At 47.1% G+C, this 25,016-nt stretch carries 23 protein-coding genes; 19 read left to right on the forward strand and 4 right to left on the reverse strand.

The features are described from left to right. Positions 1–127 precede the first annotated feature (127 nt). Positions 128–2,293 carry an insecticidal delta-endotoxin Cry8Ea1 family protein gene (locus ODZ53_RS17165; protein ID WP_372678591.1) on the reverse strand — a complete coding sequence of 722 codons (2,166 nt, stop codon included), beginning with the start codon at positions 2,291–2,293 and terminating at the stop codon, positions 128–130. A 156-nt stretch (positions 2,294–2,449) separates the two neighbouring features. On the opposite strand from ODZ53_RS17165, the gene ODZ53_RS17170 reads away from it, so the two are divergent. From ODZ53_RS17170 to ODZ53_RS17185, 4 genes are all read left to right on the forward strand, one after another. After that, positions 2,450–3,415 carry a carbohydrate kinase family protein gene (locus ODZ53_RS17170; RefSeq protein WP_372678593.1) on the forward strand — a complete coding sequence of 322 codons (966 nt, stop codon included), beginning with the start codon at positions 2,450–2,452 and terminating at the stop codon, positions 3,413–3,415. 12 nt (positions 3,416–3,427) lie between these two features. Continuing rightward, complete coding sequence (locus tag ODZ53_RS17175; protein WP_372678595.1) at positions 3,428–4,321, forward strand: AEC family transporter; 894 nt, start codon at positions 3,428–3,430, stop codon at positions 4,319–4,321. A 29-nt stretch (positions 4,322–4,350) separates the two neighbouring features. Next, positions 4,351–5,127 carry a GNAT family N-acetyltransferase gene (locus tag ODZ53_RS17180; protein WP_372678597.1) on the forward strand — a complete coding sequence of 259 codons (777 nt, stop codon included), beginning with the start codon at positions 4,351–4,353 and terminating at the stop codon, positions 5,125–5,127. A 186-nt stretch (positions 5,128–5,313) separates the two neighbouring features. Further along, positions 5,314–6,246 (forward strand): aldo/keto reductase, encoded by a 933-nt coding sequence (locus ODZ53_RS17185; protein ID WP_372678599.1) that lies wholly within the window; start codon positions 5,314–5,316, stop codon positions 6,244–6,246. A gap of 145 nt (positions 6,247–6,391) precedes the next feature. On the opposite strand, the gene ODZ53_RS17190 is transcribed toward ODZ53_RS17185, so the two are convergent. Beyond that, the gene (locus ODZ53_RS17190) at positions 6,392–6,829 is read right to left on the reverse strand and encodes an N-acetyltransferase (protein ID WP_372678601.1); all 438 of its coding nucleotides are present in this window, start codon (positions 6,827–6,829) and stop codon (positions 6,392–6,394) included. A 407-nt stretch (positions 6,830–7,236) separates the two neighbouring features. Next, a complete protein-coding gene (locus tag ODZ53_RS17195; RefSeq protein WP_372678603.1) occupies positions 7,237–7,689 on the reverse strand; it encodes a VOC family protein in 453 nt (150 codons plus the stop codon). Positions 7,690–7,888: 199 nt separating this feature from the next. On the opposite strand from ODZ53_RS17195, the gene ODZ53_RS17200 reads away from it, so the two are divergent. The 6 genes from ODZ53_RS17200 (at position 7,889) to ODZ53_RS17225 (ending at position 14,186) form a co-directional block, all read left to right on the forward strand. After that, entirely contained in the window at positions 7,889–8,164 is a 276-nt protein-coding gene (locus ODZ53_RS17200) for a DUF2277 domain-containing protein (RefSeq protein WP_372678605.1), read from the forward strand. A gap of 183 nt (positions 8,165–8,347) precedes the next feature. Further along, positions 8,348–8,677, forward strand: coding sequence for a cupin domain-containing protein (locus ODZ53_RS17205; protein ID WP_372678607.1), 330 nt, complete (start codon positions 8,348–8,350; stop codon positions 8,675–8,677). Positions 8,678–8,876: 199 nt separating this feature from the next. Next, complete coding sequence (locus ODZ53_RS17210; protein WP_087343143.1) at positions 8,877–9,569, forward strand: FHA domain-containing protein; 693 nt, start codon at positions 8,877–8,879, stop codon at positions 9,567–9,569. 168 nt (positions 9,570–9,737) lie between these two features. Beyond that, on the forward strand, positions 9,738–11,789 hold the full coding sequence (locus tag ODZ53_RS17215) for a penicillin-binding transpeptidase domain-containing protein (protein WP_372678609.1): 2,052 nt from the start codon (positions 9,738–9,740) through the stop codon (positions 11,787–11,789). Positions 11,790–11,800: 11 nt separating this feature from the next. Then, a complete protein-coding gene (locus ODZ53_RS17220) occupies positions 11,801–13,810 on the forward strand; it encodes a peptidoglycan D,D-transpeptidase FtsI family protein (protein ID WP_372678611.1) in 2,010 nt (669 codons plus the stop codon). Positions 13,811–13,889: 79 nt separating this feature from the next. Beyond that, positions 13,890–14,186, forward strand: coding sequence for a hypothetical protein (locus ODZ53_RS17225; RefSeq protein WP_142497164.1), 297 nt, complete (start codon positions 13,890–13,892; stop codon positions 14,184–14,186). Between the two features lie 50 nt (positions 14,187–14,236). Here ODZ53_RS17225 and ODZ53_RS17230 read toward each other — a convergent pair whose 3' ends face one another. Next, on the reverse strand, positions 14,237–15,115 hold the full coding sequence (locus tag ODZ53_RS17230) for a proline iminopeptidase-family hydrolase (protein WP_372678614.1): 879 nt from the start codon (positions 15,113–15,115) through the stop codon (positions 14,237–14,239). A gap of 174 nt (positions 15,116–15,289) precedes the next feature. Between ODZ53_RS17230 and ODZ53_RS17235 the strand changes: the two genes are divergently transcribed. The 9 genes from ODZ53_RS17235 (at position 15,290) to ODZ53_RS17275 (ending at position 24,996) form a co-directional block, all read left to right on the forward strand. Then, complete coding sequence (locus ODZ53_RS17235; protein ID WP_372678616.1) at positions 15,290–16,195, forward strand: hypothetical protein; 906 nt, start codon at positions 15,290–15,292, stop codon at positions 16,193–16,195. 27 nt (positions 16,196–16,222) lie between these two features. Further along, positions 16,223–17,680 (forward strand): sensor histidine kinase, encoded by a 1,458-nt coding sequence (locus tag ODZ53_RS17240; RefSeq protein ID WP_372678618.1) that lies wholly within the window; start codon positions 16,223–16,225, stop codon positions 17,678–17,680. Continuing rightward, complete coding sequence (locus ODZ53_RS17245) at positions 17,677–18,372, forward strand: response regulator transcription factor (RefSeq protein ID WP_015892916.1); 696 nt, start codon at positions 17,677–17,679, stop codon at positions 18,370–18,372. Before ODZ53_RS17240 ends, ODZ53_RS17245 begins: the two co-directional genes overlap by 4 nt. A gap of 145 nt (positions 18,373–18,517) precedes the next feature. After that, positions 18,518–19,513: a beta-ketoacyl-ACP synthase III gene (locus ODZ53_RS17250; protein ID WP_372678620.1), complete on the forward strand. Its 996-nt coding sequence runs from the start codon at positions 18,518–18,520 to the stop codon at positions 19,511–19,513. After that, positions 19,503–20,678: an ATP-grasp domain-containing protein gene (locus ODZ53_RS17255; protein WP_372678622.1), complete on the forward strand. Its 1,176-nt coding sequence runs from the start codon at positions 19,503–19,505 to the stop codon at positions 20,676–20,678. Before ODZ53_RS17250 ends, ODZ53_RS17255 begins: the two co-directional genes overlap by 11 nt. Positions 20,679–20,693: 15 nt before the next feature. Then, positions 20,694–21,695: an NAD-dependent epimerase/dehydratase family protein gene (locus ODZ53_RS17260; protein ID WP_372678624.1), complete on the forward strand. Its 1,002-nt coding sequence runs from the start codon at positions 20,694–20,696 to the stop codon at positions 21,693–21,695. After that, positions 21,685–22,536: an MBL fold metallo-hydrolase gene (locus tag ODZ53_RS17265; RefSeq protein WP_372678626.1), complete on the forward strand. Its 852-nt coding sequence runs from the start codon at positions 21,685–21,687 to the stop codon at positions 22,534–22,536. The genes ODZ53_RS17260 and ODZ53_RS17265 overlap by 11 nt, the downstream gene beginning before the upstream one ends. Further along, positions 22,524–23,858: a F390 synthetase-related protein gene (locus tag ODZ53_RS17270; RefSeq protein ID WP_372678628.1), complete on the forward strand. Its 1,335-nt coding sequence runs from the start codon at positions 22,524–22,526 to the stop codon at positions 23,856–23,858. The genes ODZ53_RS17265 and ODZ53_RS17270 overlap by 13 nt, the downstream gene beginning before the upstream one ends. Further along, positions 23,851–24,996: a GNAT family N-acetyltransferase gene (locus ODZ53_RS17275; protein WP_372678787.1), complete on the forward strand. Its 1,146-nt coding sequence runs from the start codon at positions 23,851–23,853 to the stop codon at positions 24,994–24,996. The genes ODZ53_RS17270 and ODZ53_RS17275 overlap by 8 nt, the downstream gene beginning before the upstream one ends. Positions 24,997–25,016 lie beyond the last annotated feature (20 nt).

The raw sequence follows: 25,016 nt of genomic DNA on the forward strand, positions 1-25,016 counted from the left end.
CAGAGACAAAAGACCAGTACGTGGGATTTGACGATCTATTAAAAGGAAAAGGCTAGAGATCACAGATCATGTCTGGATCTTTAGCCATTCTTTTTGTCCATTGTACCTTGAATTTATTTATAAACAACTAAGTAATCAAGGAAATTGTCATTGTTCCTTTTATTCCATTATAAACACTATGGGTTGTGGAAAGGATAATTTTATTAAAACCGTTTGGAATCGATGTATTAGGATATTTGTAATGGTGACCTGAACCAGGTATATCAATCTGTTTTTGCAAAGTTGAATCTTGATAAAATTGGAGTACTCCTGAGTCACTATCAGGATCTGCGGTTCCTTCTATTGAAATCTGACTGTTAATTGTATTACCGCTCCAAAGTGTTTGTGAAGCAGGCAAACCAAACGGAGCATAAACACTGTATGAGTTTGAAAATAAAGTAACAGGTGCAGGAACCGGAACAAACTCAATCCGATCAATAAAAAGATTACCCTGGGTTTGACTGGTGTATTGTCCGAGACGTACATCGATTTCTCCTAAAGGCAAGGAGATAGGATCAGGAAGAGAGATTGTAAGCAACATATAGTTACCATTTTGTCCTGGCACGTACCCTTGATCTTGAACGTTTTTGGTACTTGGAAATGTAAAATTACCGCCTTGAATAGTCTGCTTTCCTGCATTAACTGATTGCCAAATATCAATGCTTGAATCTGAAGGGTTTGCATAACGTACACGAATGTGATACTGACCAGCAAGTTTATTGGTAATAGGTACAACGAGGGAAGGTCCTAGTGGAAGCTGAACCGCGTTGGTCCCGTTCAATCTTTCCTGGACAACTTTAAGTGAGCTCCCATCCTCAATATAACCTTTTTCAGCTGGAATTCCTTTAATCGTAAATACTCCAGTTGTTGGATCTGATAGGCCTATTACATTTTCGGAATATAGATTTTTGAAAACAAATGCATTCATCACTGCATCTTGGCAACCCAGCTCATCTGTCCATGGAAAGACAAAATGAACTTTATGGTTATCAGGTGCTACAACCCTCTTGTCATATCCATAACTTCCGCCATTAGTTATACTAGTCCCATCTGCAAAATCCATCATGATCCCAACATACGGGCTCATAACCCGTGGTGTTACTCCAATTATAGGATTGTCTCTTGAAATGTTGATAGGGTCATTTGCAGCTCCACCAGAATCACCGTAAGTATATGTTTGTGATTGATTGTATCCTCTATCTAATACTTGTTGAATCTGATCCACTCGATCCCATGTTCTCGTTGAAATTTGCGTCAGTTCACCAGGGAAATTTCCATACAGGTACGTGCTTGGATCACCAGCGGATGGATAGCCTCGCCAGTCAACCCTTCCTACTAAATCAGAAAATAAGAATCTCGTTTGTTCTATATCTGTTTGTGTTGGATAAACTTCCGGACTGTCATTAGTAGGCCATTTATCAAAAGTAGGCCATAATGCAGCAATATCAAACCCATATAATGTTGACGTGTAGATAAAGTCGGCAGAGCTAATTTGGCTAGATTCATCGTCTTGTATGTTTTGTAATCCTGTTACAAAAAGAGTATAAACATTCTCACTATGCTTCACGATCCACTGTTTTAGATAAGTCAGAAAGTTAGTTTTATCTGAATCACTAATTCCCCAATCGGTTTGTTTAGAAATGGCCTCCTTTAAAAGGCCTAGATGCATGGTTGCTGCTTGAACATATAAAGGAAGTGCATAAGCTGCATAGTCTTTTAGTGTAAATTGGGGTATATCATGAACAAATTGAAGGTGAATCGTATTAACTGTGCTCCCTATAGTTGAGGTCTTCGGATCGGTTAAATTTTTGACTTCTGTAGCTAAAACATCTAGTTCATTTTTCCAACCTTGTAGCAGTGCCTGTAATTTGTTCAATGTGTCTGTTGTTAACGCTTGGTTAATTAAATCTTGAATCTGCTGCCGCAAAATATCAAATAAATCGGGTTGTGAGGGGGGCCAAATCAAATCAATAATAGGAATAAAGAAGCCTATTACAGACCCTACAAAAGGAATGTAAGAAGAAGCATAGCTTAATATAGTTGTGACTAAGGCACGATAATCGATATTATTGTCTGTTGCAAGCTGAAGGTAATCTCGTGTAATTTGTCCATTGTAAACATCATGCCAAACATCTTTTAATAATTGCTCCCAATCAAATCCGTCTGCCTTGTTAGTTAGATTGTTCAACTGTTGATAAGCAGTTGTCGATAGAGTGTTATAAGGACCAGTGGATAAAGAGTTTTTTTCTTGCATTGCATTAATTCCCCCTTTTTGATAAATAAAAACTACGTTAATTGATTTCCTTATTTTAACATTTTTGTTGTATGCTCGTACATCCGCTGGCTTTCATTGGCAAAAAAAAGAACCTGTGACATACTGGAGCTATCACGGTCATCGGAGGAAATCAACATGGTAGATGTGGTTGCATGTGGGGAGCTATTGATTGATTTTACACCTGTACAGCAGAAGGAAAAGCCGGGCAGCAACGCATTTGAGCAAAACCCTGGAGGAGCACCTGCCAATGTACTTGCCGCTCTATCGCGCTTTGGGAAACGGACTTCCTTTATCGGTGCGGTGGGAAATGATGTATTTGGGCGTTTTTTGCAGCAAACCTTGATCAGACAGAATATTGGCACAAAAGGGCTCGTACTCACGGAGGAAGCGCCTACGACGTTGGCTTTTGTCCATCTCGATGAGACAGGCGATCGTTCTTTTCACTTTTACCGCAATCCGGGTGCAGACATAATGCTGCGGGAGCAAGACGTGAACGAGGCGCTGATTGCCCAGGCAGCGATTTTTCATTTCGGTACGCTGTCCTTGACGCATGAGCCAGCCCGATCAGCAACATGGAAAGCAGTCGAGTACGCCAAACAGCATCAGCTGCTCCTTTCCTTTGACCCGAATATTCGGGCGTCCTTATGGGGCGATCTGGAGGAAGCGAAGGCGTTGGCCCTCAAGGGAATGGCGCAGGCCGATATCGTCAAGCTGTCTGAGGAAGAGCTGGCTTTTCTCGTGGGGAGCGAGGATGTCGTGGAGGCGACAGCGTGGATGCTTGGGCAATATGATCTGCAAGCTGCTTTTGTCACGTTGGGGGAAAAGGGGTGTTTTTACCGCACACGAAACCATTTCGGCACAGTTGGTGGCTTTCAAGTAACCGCGATCGATACGACTGGCGCGGGAGACGCGTTTGTTGGCGCGCTGCTCTATCAGCTTCTTGAGGTGGGGGAAAGTATGCTGGATATCCCACAAGCCACGTTAGAGGACATGGTGCGCTTTGCGAATGCCGCAGGTGCACTCACGACAACGAGATCAGGTGCCATTCCCGCCATGCCTACGCTGTTCGAGGTAAAAAGCTTCATGGAAGCAGCACGGTAGGAGGGAAGAATCATGATTTTTGTGGAAGTCATCCTACCCGTCCTGCTCATTTTTCTTAGTGGCTATATTTTGCAGCGCATTTTCAAAATGGATTTGAAACCGATCCCTTCCCTGGCGATTTACATCTTGTCGACGGCACTCGTCTTTCGTACGTTTTACAAAACACAGCTCGACTTGCAATTATTTTATATCGTGGTAATTTCGCTGCTTTTGCTGGCTGCTCTCGTTGTGATCACGCAATTGACGGCACGCATGTTCAAATACGACAAGCAACAGGAAAGCGCACTGATGCTCGCGACCGCCTTCATGAACAGTGGCAATTACGGAACGCCGATTATTTTGTTTGCCTTCGGGGAGGCCGGCTTTACGTATGCGGTGCAAATCATGGTTTTCCACTCGATCATGATGGGCGTATTCGGCGTGTATTTTGCCTCTCGAGGCGGGAATGGAATGGGGACGGCCATCAAGGCGATCTTCAAGCAGCCGTCCAATTACGCAGTGGTTCTCGCGATTTTGCTACAACAGCTGCAAATCGTCATCCCGCAAAGCTACTACCAGGCGATTGATCTCGTTGCACAGGCGGCGATTCCAGTTGTGATGCTCATCTTGGGTATGCAGCTCGCCAATGTTTCTACCAAAGCCCTAGAGTGGCAGGGACTCAGTGCTGCGAGCGTCATTCGGCTAGTGGCGTCACCACTTTTGGCTTACCTCATTTGTCTGTTATTCCCGATTGATCCGCTTCTGCAAAAGGTGTTGGTCGTTCTGGCAGCCATGCCTTCTGCCGCCACTACAGCGATCTATGCGATCCAATTCAACATGCGACCGCAATTCGTCTCCAGCAGCGTGTTGGTTACGACAGTGATCAGTATAGGAACATTAACGTTTTTGCTAAACATTTTGCACTAGTCCTGATGTAGACAAGGGAGGATGAAAACATGAACAAGACAGAAGTATTGCGGCTTTTTGACAAAGAGATGAGGCTGGAAATCACCTATCCGCCCCTCCGCCGGGAGGAGACAGAACACCTCGTTCGTCACGTCTCACCCACCCCGGATGATTCCGGAGTCGTCTTGTATTCCAGGCTGTCTGAAGAAAATGCAGAGGAAGTTATCAAGCAGGAACTCGAATATTTCTCGAGTCTTCAGCAATCCTTTGAGTGGAAGCTGTTTGACTATGACCAACCGGCTAATTTGCTTGAGAGGCTGAAAGGTCATGGTTTTACAGTTGATGAGGAGGAAGCGACGCTTGTGTTGGAGGTGGCGCAGGCAGAGACGCTACGAAGCCTTGTCATTCCGCCAGAGATACGGCAAATCACCGACGCGGCGGGCATTGATGATATCATGCACTTGAAGGAGCAGGTATGGGGCAGTGCTAATGAGGAGCTTGCTGCGAGATTAAAACGGGATTTGACCGAAAATCCTGAGCATCTGCTCGTTTACGCTGCGTACAGTGGCGATCAGGCAGTGAGTGCTGCTTGGATGTACTTGCATGAGGATACGTCCTTTGGCAGTCTGTGGGGAGGCTCTACTTTGCCCGACTTCCGAAATAAAGGCTATTATACGGCCCTCGTAGCAGTCCGGGTACAAGCGGCACAGGAACGCGGTTATCCGCTGTTGATGGTGGATGCGAGTCCGATGAGTCGACCGATTTTGGAGAAAAAAGGCTTTGAATTTCTCGCCTATTCTTATCCTTGTTTTTATGAGTATAAATAAAATCGTGGTAAAGGAAGCTGCCCGTTGTTGTGAGGGGCAGCTTTTGTAGTTGCAGAGATATATATATGCAAAAAAAACCATTTTGCACTTGAAGCTTACGTAACGTAATGAATTATGATGTAAATACCGGTAAAACCTCGCGCGAAAACGTACGCTAAGCATAAAAATGAGAGGGAGTTGAAGAGAATGACGAAACAAACACGAATTGGTAAAACAGATTTAGTTGTCAATCCAATCGGACTTGGAACAAGCGCTGTGGGTGGCCACAATATTTATCCTAATTTAAATGAAGAAGTAGGAAAAGATTTGGTGCGGGCTGCGATCAACCATGGAGTGAATATTTTAGATACAGCGTTTTTTTATGGGACAGGACGTTCAGAGGAGTTAATAGGTGAAGTGATAAAAGAAGCAGGAAAGCGTCATGAACTCATCCTTGCAACAAAAGGTGGCCTTACACTTGTCGGCAATGATGTTACCATGGATAATTCGCCTGCTTATTTAAAACAAGCCGTTGAAGATAGTTTGAAAAGGCTACAAACAGATTACATAGATTTATTTTATATTCATGCGCCAGATCAGGATACACCAAAAGATGAGGCGGTTGGAGTCCTAAAACGGCTAAAGGACGAAGGTAAAATTAGAGCAATTGGCGTTTCTAACTTCTCACTGGAACAATTGAAAGAAGCGAATAAGGATGGGTATGTCGATGTATTACAGGGAAACTATAATTTGCTGCAGCGTGAAGCAGAACAAGAATTCTTTCCATATACGACAGAGAATAGCATCTCGTTTATTCCATACTTTCCACTAGCATCAGGCTTGCTTGCCGGTAAATACAAGAAGAATATGACATTCAATGATCTACGCAAAGATATGCCTCACTTCCAGGGCGACAAATTCAAAAAAAATCTAGAAAAGGTAGAGCAGCTCCGTGAAATTGCAAATAAAAAGAATGCCGAAGTTGCCCATATAGTCCTTGCTTGGTATTTCACACATGATTCAATGGATGTTGTCATTCCCGGAGCACAAAGAGCAGAGCAAATGCTGGATAATTTAAAAACAGTAGACGTCCACCTGACAGAAGAAGAAATCAACGAAATTGATCGTATTTTTAAATAGGTTCTCTGTGGCGAACTACTGCTTTTCGTATTAGGAGGTTAGCCAGTTGTTACTGGTTGACCTCCTTAGTTAAACAACTTTACCGTTACTTGTGATACGGTTCACCGTAAATGCTCTTAAACTATTGGCCCCGTTACTTCAACGATCAATTTGGAAAGGTCAACTCAGAAAGTAAGTCTGGTTCAAGCTTCCAAATATTCATTCCCTTTTTCGTCTCAACAAACGACCATTTCGAGTCCATATAATAATTATTGAACGCAAGAGTTGACGGGCATGCGGAGAATATCGGGTAACCAATTTGTGATAGTAGATATTTCATGAGATTCTTATGTCGATACTGTTCCTCTACGGCAAACTGATAAAGAGAGATTGTGCCGTTTTTCTTTAGGTAGATTCTTGCTGCTGCGATAATGATGTCTTCTCTATTCATAACAACAACAGATCGTCTTTTTACGGCTGCTCGAAGTCCTAATGGGCAAAGAAACTCCTCATTGTACACAGCCTTATTCTCGCGAGTGATATGTTTTGAAAAAAATGACTCAAGTTGTTTCATATCCTCAACCACGGCAAATCTTACGTTCAATTTTTAACCACTTCCCCGAACAGCTTACTTTCCAAACCATACGAAAACATCTCCATTAGGAATTTCCATTACAGCAACATGCTTGGATTTCCCAATCGTTTCCATATTATAGACTTCGGCGAACCTCTTTTTCTGACAGCTCATATTTGATTTGTTGTTGAAATCTAAAAAAAGAGGTGATTTATAATGCTAACGCCTTCCATCCTACTAATCTGCCCGTTAGCGAGATCGGCTGCCGATCTATACCGGCAGCCGCGCTTTAGATATTTATTAAACCATTGCCCCTGTTAGTTGAATCCCTTTCATTTGATTTTGCATTGATTTCCGTTAAAAAGTTCATCCATCCCCGAGCGTGAACGCGGTATTTAGTAATGTATATTTCAGTTAAGTCTTCTTTTAAACATCACTTATTTATTACCGAGCTCTTCCGCCAAACCGATTAGAAGTCCTTCAATTCCACGAATGTAGCAAAGCCGATACGAGTCCTGGTACTGAACCACTTCGCCGACGAGCTGAGCACCATGCTTAGTGAGTCTGGAGACCATTTCGTCAATGTCTTCAACGGCGAACATGACGCGTAGATAACCGAGGGAATTTACAGGAGCGGTTCGGTGATCGGATATAGTAGGTGGGGTGAGAAATCGCGAAAGTTCAAGTCTGCTGTGGCCATCTGGGGTAACCATCATAGCAATCTCTACACACTGTGAACCCAGCCCAGTTACGCGACCAGCCCATTCACCTTCGACAGTAGCCCGCCCTTCAAGCTTCAAGCCAATCTCCTCGAAGAAAGAGATTGCGTCATCAAGGGATTCTACAACGATGCCAACATTGTCCATTCTTAGTAATTTGTTATTTGCCATAGTTTTATCTCCTTATGTGTACAAATTTATTACCTGATCATCTTCCTATTTATTCTATCAAGGATTACCAATTACCCCCAAACGATTAACATTACAACGCCTCGTCAGTGAGATTTTTTGAAGCACAATCAGCCCAACCTAGGATTCATTGCTTACGTATAGTAGAATGATACAAAAAAGGGAACAGAAGGTGTAAGCGATGTGCCGAAACATCAAAACCTTATTCAACTTCGACCCACCTGCGACAGAAGATGAGATTCAAGCAGCAGCCTTGCAATTCGTGCGAAAGCTCTCGGGCTTCAACACGCCTTCGAAGGCCAATGAAGAGGCTTTTCATCGTGCGGTCCAAGAGGTCTCCGTTGTTCCGAAAAATCTCCTGGATTCGCTCGTGACGAATGCAGACCCACGCAATCGAGAAGTCGAAATCGAGCGAGCTCGCGCAAGAAACGCCAAACGGTTTGGCACGACAGAGTAGTGAGACGATAAAGATGAACAGTCTAGTTAACGGGCAGGCCTTCAGGGTAACTGCCTATTATTGTTTACTATATCAGAAATTTCAGTATCTTATCATCTCCTTATGAGATGATTTATCATTTCGTTACTATGTCTCTCCCCTGCAAATTATATTATCGTAGAGTGCAAAGGGGAGAGGATCATCATGGAAAAGGTGAACGTCGCACAACATTTATCACGCTTGCAAGATTCCTGGAGCTCTCTGGTTGTCGGAGAGATGAATGATAAGTCTATAAAGCTAGAGAAGCTGCAAGGTGAGTATCCTTGGCAACAAAATGACCAAAAAGATGAACTGCTGTTTGTCGTTAAAGGCAGACTGCTGCTGATGTACCACGAGCGTAATATATGGGTGGAAGCCGGAGAGTTTATCGTTGTGCCAAAGGGAGTGTCCTACAAGCTGTTTATCCCGAATGGCGATTGTCATCTACTGGCGATTGAACCGAAAAAATTTGCTGCTCTCAAGCGCTGCTCCTAAGACGATCAACATAGAAAATCGAGCGCTATTCGTTTGTGGATAGCGATGATATAGAGCTGTCAATCGACCGGTCACTTTCGTTGGCTGGACAATTGGCGGCTTTTTTGCTATTAATATATGTTCAGAAAAGTGTTGACTTATGCGTAATTTGTACTGTAATAAATACTGATGATAGCTCCAACTCTTTTCGAGGTGATGAATGTTGGACGACGGCATATATGTATTGATTAAAAAGGGAGACCCCGAACAGCTTCAAAAGCGTCAGTTTCTACATAAGGAAGAGTGTACGATTGGAAGACGGGGCAATCAATTACAACCAGACATTGCTTTTTCCAGTCCGTATATATCCAGAAGGCATGCAGTGATAAGGAAAATCAATAATCAATATTCGATTTCTGATTTGCAAAGCAAGCATGGGACAGAAGTAAACGGAATGCCGATACAGCAAGCACCCCATTTTCTTTATCATGGTGATCATATTACGCTGGCCAAAGGCGTGGTCGAAATGATATTTTTCGCAGAGGGTAGCGAGATGGATGTGACGCGGGAGTTCTCATTCCCTTTGATGAATCCAAAAGAAACCACCTCCACTTCCGGCTTGGTCATCAATCTGGAACGCAGGGAAATCCGTCTCGATGGCGCAAGAATCCATTTGACCGGAAAAGATATGGATTTGCTCATGCTTTTGTACCAACGTGCGAATCAGGCGGTCAGTTATGAGGAAATCATGGTACTCGTCTGGCCAGAGCGGTTGCTGAATACGGTAAGCAGCGTTCCCGATGTTGGACGAGCCGAGATCAACGCGCTCGTTTATCGCTTGCGTAAGCGGCTGGGCAGATATGGCGAGAATGTTACCACGATCCCGCGCTTTGGTTACATGTGGGAAGAATAGTAGGCAGTACGGCAGACACAGGATTCATTTCCTGTGTTTTTTGCATTTGATGTAACTATCTGACACTTATCATCGTACTATGAGAATAGTCTCATCCTGCCATCATCTTTTTTCCATATATTATGGTATCTGACTGTAATATCGTGTGGTAGGGAAGGTGAATGACTAGTGAAAAAGACATGGATAGTATTTTGGACGGTTTTTGTCGTTGTTCTTTCAGGGTTTTTCTATCTTTTCTGGGACTTTTGGAAGGACACCACGCAGTCGGATGGTGAGAGGGCAAAGGCCGCATTCACAGCGTATACGACAAAATGGAAAGAACAAAAGTTCTCAGACATGTACGAGCAGCTTTCTTTACATACAAAAAAGACTATCAGCAAAGAAGAATTCGTTTCGCGTTACCAAAACATTTACGGAGGAGTCGAGGCCAAAGCGATTGTGGTCGAGCCGATGTACAATGGCGACGTCATGCCAGGTGAGGATGGACAGATCAACTTTCATTATCGGCTGACGATGGAAACCTTCGTCGAACCGATTTCTTTTACAGGGAAAGCAACGCTTGTCAAAGAAACGCAGAACGACTTGGAGGACTGGTACATTCATTGGAATCCTACTTTTATTTTTCCCGAAATGAAAGAAGGGGACAAAGTAAGAGCCAATACGGTGTATCCCAGACGAGGTGAAATCACGGATCGGGCAGGGCGTCCCTTGGCAACAGAGCGTGTCGTGATAGATATCGGGATAAATCCGGGAGAATGGAACCAGACGTCACAAACTGGGAAAATGGCGGTCAGCAAGCTCTTGCAAATTCCGTTGGATGACCTCACCTCGAAGGTCCAAGCTACGACAAGCAAGTCGGCCAAGTTTATCCGGATCGCTACGCTACCGCAGGACGATGCACGCATCAAACAATTAGAAAAAACAGAAGGGCTCCAATTGCACAAAAAGAAAGTCCGCTACTATCCCTATCAGGACGCGACGGCCCATCTGGTTGGCTATGTAGGAGCGATCAATCAGGAAGAGTACGAGAAGCGAAAGGATCAGGGCTATAAAACGTCCGATGTGATTGGAAAATCAGGACTGGAACAGATTTTTGAGGAGAAGCTAAGAGGGAGTGCAGGTGGGCGTATCGTCATTACGGATGCAGATGGAACGGAAAAAAAGACCGTGGTGGAACGCTTGGCCAATCATGGACAGCCACTGGCATTAACCATAGATGCAGACGTACAGCAGACAATTTACCAGGAGCTGAAAAACGAAGCAGGGACGGCTGCGGCCATCTCACCAAAGACAGGGGAAATACTGGCCCTCGTCAATTCTCCGTCCTTTGATCCAAATGCGTTTGTGCTTGGGATGTCGGCTACAGAGTGGAAGCAACTGAATGAAAACCCACAAAAGCCGCTTCTCAATCGATTCGCGCGCGGGTTTGCGCCGGGCTCCACCTTCAAACCGATTACGGCAGCGATTGGCCTTGGGTCAGGAGCTATTACCCCTGCTGATAGTATCCACGTCCGCGGACTGCATTGGCAAAAGGATGTATCCTGGGGTGGATACGAGGTAACGCGGGTCAGCGATTACGGGGGACCTGTCAATTTGGAAAAAGCATTGGTGTACTCCGACAATATTTATTTTGCGAAAGCGGCGCTCTCCATTGGGGAGGAGCCATTCGTGAAAAAGAGCGAGTTGTTTGGATTCCATGAAGCACTTCCGATTCCATATCCACTAGAAAAGTCGAAGCTGTATAACGATGGTTTCAAAAACGAGATTCAATTGGCAGACTCCGGTTACGGTCAGGGCGAGGTAACGATGACGCCGCTTCACCTCGCGTTGGTGTACAGCGCTTTTGCAGATGACGGGAATATCGTGAATCCAACTCTGTTGCAGGGAGACAAAAAAGATGGGTATTGGAAGACGAATGTCATACCTGCCGATGTGGCGAGCACGGTGAAGCAGCATTTGATACAGGTTATGGAAGACCCGCGCGGTACCGGTCGAGGAGCACGGGTGCCTGGTATTCGCATGGCGGGTAAGACTGGAACAGCTGAGCTGAAACAAAAAAAAGGCGAGCTAGGGTTGGAAAACGGATGGTTCGCCGTTTTTAATGTAGATGATCCGCGTTTGCTGGTTACCATGATGATAGAGGATGTCCGTGGTCGGGGTGGCAGTCATGTACTCGATGCACGTATCAAACGGATTTTCACGAAGGTACTGAAAAATTAGGGAGAGCAAGTATGAAGGAAGAAAAAAACGATCGTGTGAACCGACTTCAAATCATCTATATCGTCGTATTTCTGATGTTTGTGGGTATCATTTTGAGATTGGCGCAAATTCAAATCCAGCAAGGGAGCATTTATGCAAATGAGCTGGCAGACAGATCGTACAAAAAAGATTACATTCCCGCTATGCGAGGAAACATTTATGACCGCAACGGATATGTCATTGCCGAAAGTCGGCCTTCTCATCTCGCCGTCTTTCGTGAACAAGAGATCATGGAGAAGAAAGCGTACTTTGACCTGGTGGAAAAGCTGGAGAAAATACTGAGTCTCGACAAGGCCACACTGTTAAAAAAGATGGATGTCGGCTATGCCTACGAGAATGGAAAGTACGTGGAAGCGGCACGACAATTGCCGCGCTATTTGGAGAAAGAGCTGAAGGTGGATTTGACGGCTAAAGAAATCGCGGTTCTGGGTGAGCATCGTGGCGATCTGCCGGGGATTGAGGTAGTGACAAAACCGATCCGAAAATACGATCCGAAGCAAATCGCTGTACAGGCGGTTGGATATGTCCGGCCCTTTCATATTGCTGAAAATGTGAAGCTCGCCTCCTACAAGGATGAGAGTACGCGGTATTTGCCGAACCAGTTAGTCGGGCTCGATGGGATTGAGCTGTCTTACGAAAACGAGCTTCGCGGGAGCAACGGTTACCGGATGTATGAGGTCGCAGCAAATCAGACGGTTGTGAAGCAAGTGGAGGAAGTTCCATCCGTCCCGGGCAATCATGTGTATCTCACCATTGATCAGCGGGTACAGCTAGGTATCCGGGATTCGATCCGAGAGTTTCTTCCGAAGCTGCGTGCAACCATCCCTGAGGCGAGGGGGGCAAAGGGAGCATATGTCGTGGCAGTCGAGGTTAAGACAGGCAAGGTCGTCGCGATGGTCAGCTATCCTGAATACGATCCAAACGTATGGATTGAGGGACCGGATCAAAAAATATATGACCAGATTAAGCTGGCGGTGACGAATGGAACCATTCGGGAAGCCCCATACAATACAGCGCCATTAAAGGGCGAGGCGGCCATCCAGGAGGGCTACAAGCACCCGGGTTCAATTGTGCCATCTGGGTCTGTCATCAAGCCGATTACGGTATTGCTCGGTTTGCAGGAAGGCATTATTACTCCCTCCGATCGTTGGAATGATGGAGGTGTGTATCACTATGGACGTGGTACGGATCGGATTAAGAACGACAGTTCCAAAGCGCATGGCATGATTACCCCAGCGATTTCCCTGCAAAAGTCATCGAATACATATATGGCGAGAATCGGAGAGGAGCTGTCCCGTCGAAAAGGAAAAGAGTCAGCGTCCGTCCTGCAATCGTACTATCATGCGTTCGGATTAGGCGTTCAGACTGGTGTAGATTTGCCGAATGAAAACAAGGGGAAAGAAGACTATTTAGTGATGAATGAAAACTACGGTCCACTAGCATCGATGGTGCAGGCTTCCTTCGGACAGCAAGTTCGGGCGACGACGATGCAATTGGCACAGTATGCGGCTACACTTGCGAATAAAGGTGTACGTTTGCAGCCGCAGATGGTAGATAAGATCACAGACGCAAAAGGAAACCTGGTGAAAACGTACACGTCAAAAACGATGAGCACTTTTCCTCACCCAGATAAATATTGGGATGTTTTAGAGCAAGGCATGGTGATGGTGACGAAACCAGGGGGAACAGCAGTCCGCGCGTATGCAGGAATGCCGTTTCAGGTAGCAGCAAAAACAGGTACATCTGAACAAGACATTTATGTACCAGTGACGGTGACAGATGAGAAAACAGGACAGAAAAAGACAAAGTGGAAAATGCACGCCCGCATTACGAATGGTGTCAGCATTTCGTATGCGCCTGTCGATGATCCGGTCCTGGCAGTAGCCGTAATCGTTCCTGAGGGTGGTTATGGGGGAAGATCGGCGGCGATCATTTCACGTTCCGTGTACGAAGTGTATGACAAGCATATCGGATTGAAATAACAGGCTGTTCGAAGTGGTTCCGTCGAGGATCTACTTCGGGCAGCTTCGTTTAGCCATTTGACAGATTAGGGGGATGATTATGGCAGGGGTGGAGATAAACGATTTATTAAGATTCGTTATGATTACTTTTATCATAAGTTTAGTCGTTATTTCCGTTGCTTTATTGCTTCAAAAGAAACAAGGTAATCTTGTCAATGGATTCACACTGAGCATGATTTCAGCAATTTCAGTAACCGTTTCAGGAACGAATCTTATGATGATGGGTTATATAGCTGATGAATTGAACCTAGGTGGAGACGCTATGTCTACCTATATGTTTTTCATCATTGTAGGGTTAAACATCCTTAATTTCCTTCTTTACTTAAAAAAAGAATGAGAGGTTCGGAAAAACTCGCATCGGCGGTGATACGAAGTTTTTCCGTTTTTTTATTTCGAATCTGCTTTTTGCAAAAAGCTGCGGATAACCTGCACGTATTCGTCTGTCTCTTCCAGATAGCCGACATGCGAGCTGTTTTCAAAGACATGGAGCTCGGCTTTTGGCACCAGAGACTGATAATAACCAGTCGATTCAGGCGTCGCTTCATCATAGCGGCCGCAAACGAACAGGGAAGGGATGTTGATTTGATGCAGCTGGGGTGTGTAGTCGAATGTTTTCAAATTCCCTGTTGGGCAAAACTCAGACGGTCCCCACATCGTCATGTACACTTCTTTATTCGCTTTTGGACGGCTTTCTGTCATAACGGTTGGCATTGGATCAAGGCGGCACACATGGCGCTTGTAGTATTCCTTCATGGCATCCTGATATTCTTGTGAATCAGTTGTGCCCTGCTCCTCGTGTGTGGCGATGGTTTGTTGCGTATCTACTGGCAATTGCTCGATTAAACGATCTGCGTCCTGTTTCCAACGCTCTGCGCTCAGGCATGGACTGGAGAAGATGATGCTCTGTACCCCCTCCGGCTTGGCATCCACCAAATAAGCTGCTGCCAGCATTGTGCCCCACGAATGTCCCAGGATGTGTACCTCTTTTAAGTCAAGGGCTTGTCTGATGCAAGTGAGCTCCTCCACAAAGCGTTCGGTTTTCCAAAGAGTCAGATCTGTCGGGCGATCGGAATTGCCTGATCCCAGCTGATCGTAGAAAATGACGGGTCTGTCGTTGCCTAAGACATGAAGCGTTGATTTGAGCGGATCATGCGTATTGCCAGGTCCGCCGTGAAGGACGATCAGAGGCGTTGTCTCCCCTTCACCGACACGACTGTACCATACTCTTCCACCAGGAACTTCAATATAGCCTTCTTGCCTATTCATCGATAATGCCTCCACTTCAGGTTCATACTGATCTCTCTTCCTCTCAATATAGCATATGGAATTGTTTTTACACTTTTTTTAGAATTGATTTAGAGCATGTTTAGACCTACTCTTTATCATCACTGGTATAGGAAGCGATGACAGTTGCTTTCGATGAGACTAGGAGGGATCAGCATGCGAAAAAAATGGTTGGGTATCGGCTTGTCTGTTGGGATCACAGGAGCATTGATTTGGGGATACGGGGCATCAGCGAGTGCGGATAGCACGACGATGGGCGTGTATGAATCAGCCCTGCAACAAACGAAGGAAGCGAAGAGCATGACGGCCCACGCGCAGCTAGCGCTCACAGACAACGGAACGAAGCTGCTCACACTCGAGGGAGTTGCAAAGATCGATCATAACCAGCACATTGGGAATGTGAATGCGACTATTACAGACACGCTGGGCGCGAAAAGCGTGCAAGCCTTTCTGGAAAAGGATCAAGTTGTGGTTAAAAAAGGGGATAGTAACATTTATCGGGTCATGGAAAAAATGGATAGAAGACCCGAATCCGAAAATGACGCCGATAACAAGCGCGGAGCAATGATGCATAAGCTGCTTACTACGGTATTCGGCGATCTCGGAAAAAACGCGACCGTTGAAAATCTACCGGATGGAGGCAAGCGTACGTCGCTTCAGCTCTCCGAAGAGCAAATTCCGGCATTTATCCAGGCAGCGGGACCTATTCTTTACGATAAGCTCGTCGAACATAGTCAAGAAGCGTCTTCCTCTGAGAACGGGCTATCTGTGAAGCTTCCCCGCTTGCAAGAGGATTTCCAAGTGGACCAAGTATTGCTGAACGCCAAGATCGATGGGGAAAATCAAATCCAGCAGCAATCTGCTGTGGTACAACTTTCGGGAACAGACACGTCTGGGAAAGAGCACAAGCTCCAGCTTTCTTTGGATATCCGCCTGTCCGATTTGGGTACGACCACACCTGATCGTATCGATCTTACTGGCAAGCAAGTCGAGAAGGTTTCCCGCGAGGACATGAAGAACAAATGGAGAAAAGACTGGACGAAGCATTCCGATACCGAGTAAACCATGACTGCAAGGGGGTAATGAAACATGTCGATCAAAACAAGACTTTTGCTCTCCTATATTGCCATGATTATCATCCCCCTTGTTTTGTTTGGATTGGTGGCATCGGGATTGGCGAATTACTTCTGGGGGGAACAAGAAGCAGGAAAACCGCTCCTTCGTGATACGCTCAATAAACGAGACGAATTGTTTGCTGGTGTCACATTCATGGCTAAATACGCTCCCAATCAATTGACGAACCAGAAGCTGCTAACAGAGACGGATGAGGAACTACAAGCAGTTGGCGGAGCATTGATTCTGACCAAGGACGAGCATGTGCTATTTGTTTCCCCGTCGATTGATCGCGCTGACGTACCTAATTATTTACGGGATCAGCCGGACCAAGGGCGCATGCATAGCTGGAAGCAGCTTAATCAGGACGGCTACACGTTTGATACGTACGAGTTTACTTTTGCTGATCAGAGGAAAGGAAAGCTCTATTTCCTTGCGAATTCTTTCCCATATATGCAGACCGGCATTTATTTTTTTAGCACATTGATTCTCAGTCTTCTAACGATTGTGGCGCTGACGAACGGTTTACTAACGTTTCTTGTTTCGCGCAGTATCATTCGACCTTTGTACGCCTTAAAGCAGGCCGCGAACGAAATCAAAGAAGGCAATCTGGAGCGTCCTGTTCAACTCCATCGCAAAGATGAGCTGGGAGAGCTGGGGGAAGCATTTGAAGAGATGCGCAGCAGATTGTATGATTCTATCCATTTGCAGCTTCAGTATGAAGAAAATCGTAAACAATTGATTTCGAGTATCTCCCATGATCTGAAAACACCCATCACAGGAATCAAGGCATGTGTGGAAGCGGTGCAGGAAGGGATTGCGGATACGGAAGCGAAACGAGAAAAATATATGAAGATGATTGCCATCAAATCAGAGCAGATGGACCGTCTGATTGATGAGCTGTTTTTATTCTCGAGACTGGATTTGAATAAGCTTCCCTTTCACTTTGAAGAAGTCGATATGCGAGCCTATATGGCACAGTTTGCCGAAGAGCTGCGACTAGACCCGCGAATGCACGGCGTATCTATTCGCTATGACGAGCATAATGAAAGTCGGATTCCAGTCATGGCTGATCAGGAAAAACTCCATCGCGTGCTCATGAATATCGTGGACAATAGCTTGAAGTACTTGAACAAGGACGAGAAGCTGATTCGATTGGAAGTGGAGAAAGCCAGCGGTGATGTGCTAGTGGCGATCTCCGACAATGGAACAGGGATTGAAAAAGAAGCAATGCCCCATATTTTTGACCGCTTTTATCGGGCGGACCCTGCACGTAATTCGGCCATGGGAGGCAGCGGTCTTGGACTCGCCATCGTCAAACAAATTGTGGAGGGGCACGGTGGTCGTGTATGGGTGGAGAGTGAGAGCGGGCGGGGGACCCGTATTTGTTTTACCTTGCCAGATATCAAGAGAGTCGGGGGTAACACGGAATGAAGCACATTTTAATCATTGAAGATGACACGGTGATTGCAGAGGTGCAAAAGGATTACTTGGAGGCAAACGGATACTCGGTCGATGTTGCTACTTCCGGCGATAGGGGCTTGCAAAAGGCATTGCAAGAGGAGTATGACCTCCTGATTTTAGACCTGATGCTCCCCATCGTGGATGGTTTCGAAATCTGCAAGCAAGTCCGGAAAGTCAAAAATATTCCCATCCTGCTCGTCTCTGCGAAAAAGGAAGACATCGACAAGATACGTGGCCTGGGTCTAGGCGCCGACGATCATATCAGCAAGCCTTTTAGTTTGGGAGAACTGGTAGCGAGGGTCAAAGCCCATCTGGCCCGTTACGACCGTCTCGTTTCCGATTCCAAACCGCTTACGGCAAAAGAGGAGATCAGGCTTCGTGGGATTCGCATCGACAAGCTGGCGAGGAGAGTTTATATCAATGGAAATGAAGTAGCTTTCACTTCCAAGGAATACGACCTCCTGCTCTTTTTGGTAACCCACCCCAACTGGGTGTTTAGCAAAACGGAGCTGTTTGAAAAAATTTGGGGTCTCGATTCATACGGGGATATCGCGACGGTGACCGTGCATATCAGCAAGCTGCGGGAAAAAATAGAAAGTGATCCGGCTAAGCCGCAATACATCGAGACGGTGTGGGGTGTCGGTTATCGCTTTTTACTATAGTAGTAGAAGAAATGCAGCATACATAAACACTTGGGTATTTCGTACCAAGTGTTTATTCTGTTTCCCATAAATCGACAAACTTAGGTAAAATAAATGGCAGATGTCGAATAGTGTGTAGGAATGCGAGCTAAGGGAGACACAGAATATGGAGAGAAAAATCAAAATCCTCGGAACAGGGAAATACTTGCCGACTCGGCGAGTGACAGCAGCAGAACTGGAAGAAAAGCTGGGACTTGCGGCTGGATGGGTAGAGAAAAAGTCCGGGGTAAGCGTCAGACATTTTGTGACGAATGAAACGGCAGCACAGATGGGTGCCATCGCTGCTAGGCGTGCTTTGGAAGCGGCGGGACTTTCCCTTCACGAGATCGATTGTATCGTGTGTGCAAGCGGGACGGCGCAGCAGGAAATCCCATGCACGGCTGCTTTGATTCAAGAAGAGCTTCAACTAAGTAAATCAGGCATTCCCTGCTTTGATATAAATGCGACATGCCTTAGCTTCGTCACTGCGCTGGATGTAATGTCGTGCCAGATGGCGGTTGGTATTTACGAGCGAGTCTTGATCATTTCATCAGAGATATCCTCCGCAGGTTTGAATTGGGAGCAAAAAGAGAGCTGCGTGCTGTTCGGAGATGGGGCGGCGGCTGTTGTCATCGGCAAGACACCAGAAACAGAAAGCTCCCGCATCTTGGGTTCAAGCATGAAAACATACAGTGAAGGCGCGCACTATTCCGAAATAAGGGGTGGCGGCACGCTGATCCACCCGAGACAATTTGCCCAAGGAAGAGAAGCGGACTTTGCATTTGATATGGATGGACGGAAAATTTTTCGCCTGACCTCGCAATTGATTACCGGATTCGTGGATCGTTTGCTGTCGTCAGCCTCCGTAACCAAGGAGCAAATTCGTACCGTCATTCCTCATCAGGCCAGTGGGATGGCGATGCGGATCATGGCAGGCAAGCTCGGATTTAGCGACCAGCAAATGGTGAACATTCTGGCGGATCATGGAAATGTCATCGCAGCTTCGATTCCGATGGCGCTGCATGAAGCGATTGGGCAGAAACGAGTACAGCGAGGCGATCACCTGATGCTGTTGGGCACATCTGCTGGCTTGTCTCTCGGAGGAATTGTGCTTGAATACTAAACAATCAGTCTTGCTGACAGGAGGACGAGCTCCAGCTACGTTAGAGCTGGCGCGCTTGCTGGGTTCTGCGGGACATCGAGTGATTGTAGCGGAGAGTGCGCGGCGACATCTTTGCCAGCACTCTCGTTATGTAGAGCGCTCCTACCAAGTACCTCCACCCCGACAGCAGCCCGATGCTTATATCGAAAAGCTGTGTGAAATCATGCAGCGTGAGGGTATCGATCTGTTGATCCCGACTTGCGAGGAGATCTTTTACGTATCGCAGGGGCGGGATCAATTGCTTGACTATGGTGAAGTGCTTGTGGAAGGAATCGAGGTATTGCGTCCGTTACACGACAAATGGCTTTTTGCCGAAATGGCGCGCGAGGTGGGGGCACTGGTCCCACATACGGTTCGGGTACAATCTTCGGCTCAATTGAGGGAGGCCATGCTGCAAGCAGGAGGACCTGTGGTGCTGAAGCCCGTCTATTCTCGCTTCGCAGCTCATGTACAAATCGTGGCTGACCCGTTATCTGCGGCAGGACAGTCCACACTGCCCGAACCGACAGTTGGGCAACCATGGCTAGTCCAACAGTTTATAAAAGGGAAACAGGTGTGCAGCTACGCGGTTGCTCTGGATGGACAGCTCACCTTGTACGCCGATTACGAAACAACACATACAGCAGGGCAGGGTGCCTCGATTTACTTTGCCTATTCAGACCATCCACAGGTAAGAGAGTTTGTTAGTCGCTTTGTGCAACGGCATACGTTTCGTGGACAAATCGCATTTGATTTCATTGAGAATGAGCAGGGAGAGCTGTATGTGATTGAGTGCAATCCACGCCTGACAAGCGGTGTGCATTTGTTTACAGGACAGCAAGAGGCGGCTACCGCCTATTTTTTTGATCGGGGAAAAACCGTTGTTCCTGCTGGAAATCAAACTTGCATGCTAGGGATGGCGATGCTGACATACGGCCTTGCTGGCATGACAAATGGACAGAAGGCAAAGCGTTGGGTGAGCGACCTGCTTTCTGCAAGGGATGTTCTGTTTAGGTGGGATGATCCACGACCTTTTTTTGATCAATTCACCATGCTGGCAGATTTGGCTTGGCAGAGCTTTCGAACGGGAAAAAGCATGATTGCTTGCAGTACGAGCGATATCGAATGGAACGGAGAAGAGGCGTAAGGAAGTGAGGAAGAAATGAACAAGCGAGTTCTAGTAACAGGGGCGACTGGGTTTCTCGGACAGAAGCTGGCTACACGACTGCATGAAATGGGCTATGACGTAACAGCGCAAGGACGAGACGAGCGAATCGGCCAGCTATTCCAGGAGCGAGGCATTCGATTCCTTCGGGCAGACCTAAGAGACAGAGAAGCCATGGTGAAGGCTTGCCGCGATCAGGATATCGTGCATCACGCTGCTGCTTTTTCCTCCCCGTGGGGAACGTACCGTGACATGTACGAGACGAATGTGACAGGAACCATTCATGTCATCGAGGGCTGCAAGCTGCACGGCATCCAGCGTCTGGTCCATGTATCGACGCCAAGTATTTATTTTGCTTTTGACGACAAGCTGGGAATCCGCGAAGATGAACCGATGCCCGTTCGGTTTGCCAATACATACGCACAAACGAAATACCAGGCGGAGCTGGAAGTCGACAAGGCGTTTCTTGCAGGACTACCGACGATCACGATTCGTCCGCGGGCCTTGTTTGGCCCAGGAGACAATGCAATCCTTCCCAGATTGATCCGTGCCAATGAAAAGAAATTCGTTCCGCTGATCGATGGAGGCAAGGCGATCATTGATTTGACGTATGTGGAAAATGTCGTGGACGCGCTGATCTTGTGCATGGATTCTCCAGCGCACACATGGGGACAGGCTTACAACATTACAAATGGGGAGCCTGTGACGATGATTGAGGTGTTGTCAGATGTGTTTCAGCGCTTGGGGATTCCGCTGAAAACGCGCGAGCTGCCATATTGGAAGGCGTATGCCGCAGCTTGGGTGCTGGAGACACTCTCCAAGACCGTTTTAGGCTATCGCGAGCCGGTTTTGACACGTTACTCGGTCGGTGTGCTCGCCAAATCACAAACCTTGGATATCTCAAAGGCGAAGCGCGATCTGGGCTATGAACCGCGGGTGAGCATTGCCCAAGGTATTGAGACCTTTACAGAATGGTGGAGGACGCAGGATGGATGTTAAACTGACGCTGATGGACACGGGCTATTGCCAGCAGCTCGAAATGTTTTCACGAAAGGGCGGCCGGATGAAAAACATTCCGTTTCACGCCATCGCAGGGCTTATCGAGCATCCCGTCCACGGCTTGCTGCTCTTTGATACGGGCTATTCACAGCGCTTTTTTGAAGCCACGAGCAAGCTTCCGTATTCGCTGTACGGCAAAATAACGCCCGTATTCTCAAAGGCACATGAGAGTATTGCTGAGCAGCTCGCAGCACGCGGAATCCATACGACAGACATAGCGGGTATTCTCATTTCCCATTTTCATGCAGATCATATCGGCGGTTTGCGTGATTTTCCGCATGCGCGACTATACTGCTTCGAGAGTGCCTACAATCACGTGAAGGGAAAGACGGGTTGGGCGGCGCTGCGGGAGGCGTTCTTGCCTGATTTGATGCCTGACGATTTCGAAGAGCGGGTGACTTTCATTGATCGAGGAGAGCTTGTGGCATTGCCTGAAGCTTACGCGCCATACACCGAAGGCTACGATTTGTTTGCGGATCAAAGTCTGTACATCGTCGATCTGAACGGACATGCACTCGGTCAGTTTGGTGTGTTCCTGCGTGATCGGGATCATGGGGATGTATTTTTGTGCGCGGATGCTGCTTGGTCGAGTGAGGCCTATCGTGGCAACCTGTTGCCTCACCCGCTGGCTATGTTGATCATGGCGGATCGACAGGCGTATCGCGAGCATTTGCACAGGCTGCATGTGCTATCCCGCCGACGTCCCGACATGAAAATCATGCCGACACACTGCGGGGATGTCTGGCAGGCCAGTAGAGGAGCGTTCACATGGAGATCATGACGATCTTGAAGCAGTATGTAAAAACGAAGTGGCTTGCCCGTCGGTTTTCCTCGCGTGAGCAGCTGGTGAAATGGCAAGAAGCGCAGGTCAGAGCAATGTTGACTCGCATTTTGCCAGCTTCTCCTTTTTACCGAAAGAGATTGGGAACACCAAAACAATGGAGACAGATGGAGCCGATCGATAAAAAGAGCATGATGGACCATTTTGACGAGCTGAATACGTGCGGGATCAAGAAGGAAGAAGCATTTGCGATTGCACTGAAAGCAGAAACGACACGCAATTTCACTCCCCAATTAAACGGCGTGACCGTAGGCTTGTCTTCTGGGACATCTGGCAATCGTGGGCTTTTTCTCGTGGGACCGCAGGAGCAGGCGAAATGGGCAGGGGTGATTTTGGCGAAAGCATTGCCTGGTCAGCTATGGTCGAAGCATCGGATTGCTTTTTTCTTGCGAGCGAATAGCAACCTGTATACAGCGGTCAACAGGCGTCGCATTCAATTCTCGTTCTTCGATTTGCAAATACCGCTTGATCAGCACCTTGAACATCTGAATCAGTATCAGCCGACGGTGGTGGTTGCGCCAGCCTCGATGTTGAGAATGCTCGCGACTGCCCAGCGTCAGGGGAAATTGCGGATATCTCCGATCAAGGTAATCTCGGTGGCGGAAGTGCTGGACCCGTTGGATCAAACGTACATCGCAGAAGTGTTCGGGCAAATCGTGCATCAAATTTATCAATGCACAGAAGGTCTGCTTGCGACAAGCTGCTCACACGGGACGTTGCATGTCAATGAAGACCTCGTGGTGGTGGAAAAGGAATATCTCGATGAGAAAAAGGAGCGATTCTTTCCGATCATCACAGACTTTTCCAGGACGACACAGCCGATTATCCGTTATCGATTGAACGACATTTTGACGAAAAAGCGTACGCCATGTCCATGCGGCTCGGTGTTTATGGCGCTGGAATCGATTGAGGGCAGGGCAGATGATCTGTTTGTTTTTCGCCATGAAAACGAAGCGCGGTGGATATCAGTCTTTCCAGATTTCATCCGGCGTGCCGTCATTACCTCGTCTGATGCGATTGAAGAGTATACGGTACGGCAGCTAAGCTACGAGCAAGTTGAGATAGCACTGCTCATGAAGGATGGGGAAGGACCGTCCATGCGTGATCAGGAACGAGTACGCCAAAGTCTTGAGCGAATCATTGCCGATCAGCAAGGACAATTGCCTGCGATTGTGTTCGCACCGTACGAACTGAATCTCGGTACGAAAAAACTGCGGCGAGTAGAAAGGATGTTTGTTCCAGGTGAGCAGGCCATTGATTGAATGGTATGAAGGGACTTCGGCGGGGCAAATCCCTTGGGAACAGGCGCAGGATGCCGACTACGTCAAAAGCTACTTGTTGCCCATGATGACGGAACAACCATCCCGCTATGTGCAAAATGTACAGACACGGATGGATGCACTCCGTGTAGGTGATCGGATCATGCCCATAACGGTGAACGATACCGAGTACGATAATTCGTATGTCAGTTCGGTGTTTACCCATTACGTGACGTATGCGAAGGAAGAGCTAGTTATGCTCGACTCAGCGGTGCTGAGGCAGGCGCTGTCGACTGTACTTACAGGGCTTGGACGCTGGATGAAAAAAAGCCAATGCAACAAAATGGTCATCGCCAACAATTGGCTGTTATCGACGAATCTGTATCATGATGTGCGTGCAGAGGAAGTAAAGGACATCACGGAAAGCTGCATCCAAAAGTTCCCTAGTCATATCATCGCGTTTCGATCTGTTTGTCGCAGGCTGTATCCGGATTTTCACAAGGGGCTCGTAGAAAAGGGCTATCTCATGGTCCCCAGCCGCTACGTCTACCTCTTTCATCCCGACTGGCCCGCACAGGGCAAGTGGCGGGTCCGCAATACGCTCAACCGCGATCGAAAAATGCTTGCCAAATCGGGTTATCGTATCCTGCGTCATGAGGAGCTGGGAGAACAGTATGTCGAGCGAATCGTTGCTTTATATAACGCGCTGTATCTGGATAAATACTCCCGGCATAATCCACAGTTTTCGGTGGAGTTCGTCCGACTGGCGATGCAAAAGAGGACATTGACCCTCATCGGCTTGGAAAAAGACGGACAGCTGGACGGCATTCTTGGCTATTTTGAACGAAATGGTGTGATGACGACACCGCTATTTGGCTATGATACGACACTCCCCAAAGAGACCGGGCTGTATCGGATGCTGTCGTGCCTCTTGGTACAAGAAGCACAGAGCAAGGGCATTCTGCTCCATCAAAGTGCGGGTGTAGGTGCATTCAAAGCGGACAGGGGAGCCGAGGGAGAACCGGAATTTACAGCGGTGTATGTCAAACATTTGCCGTTTTATCGTCGAGCGGTCTGGAAGGTGCTCGCTGTCTTGCTGAATCAAATCGGGATCAAGCTGGTGGAGAAGTACAGACTGTAAATCTTTTGCACACTTCGATC

The organism is Brevibacillus sp. BD137, assembly GCF_041644655.1.
Classification (GTDB): domain Bacteria; phylum Bacillota; class Bacilli; order Brevibacillales; family Brevibacillaceae; genus Brevibacillus; species Brevibacillus brevis_D.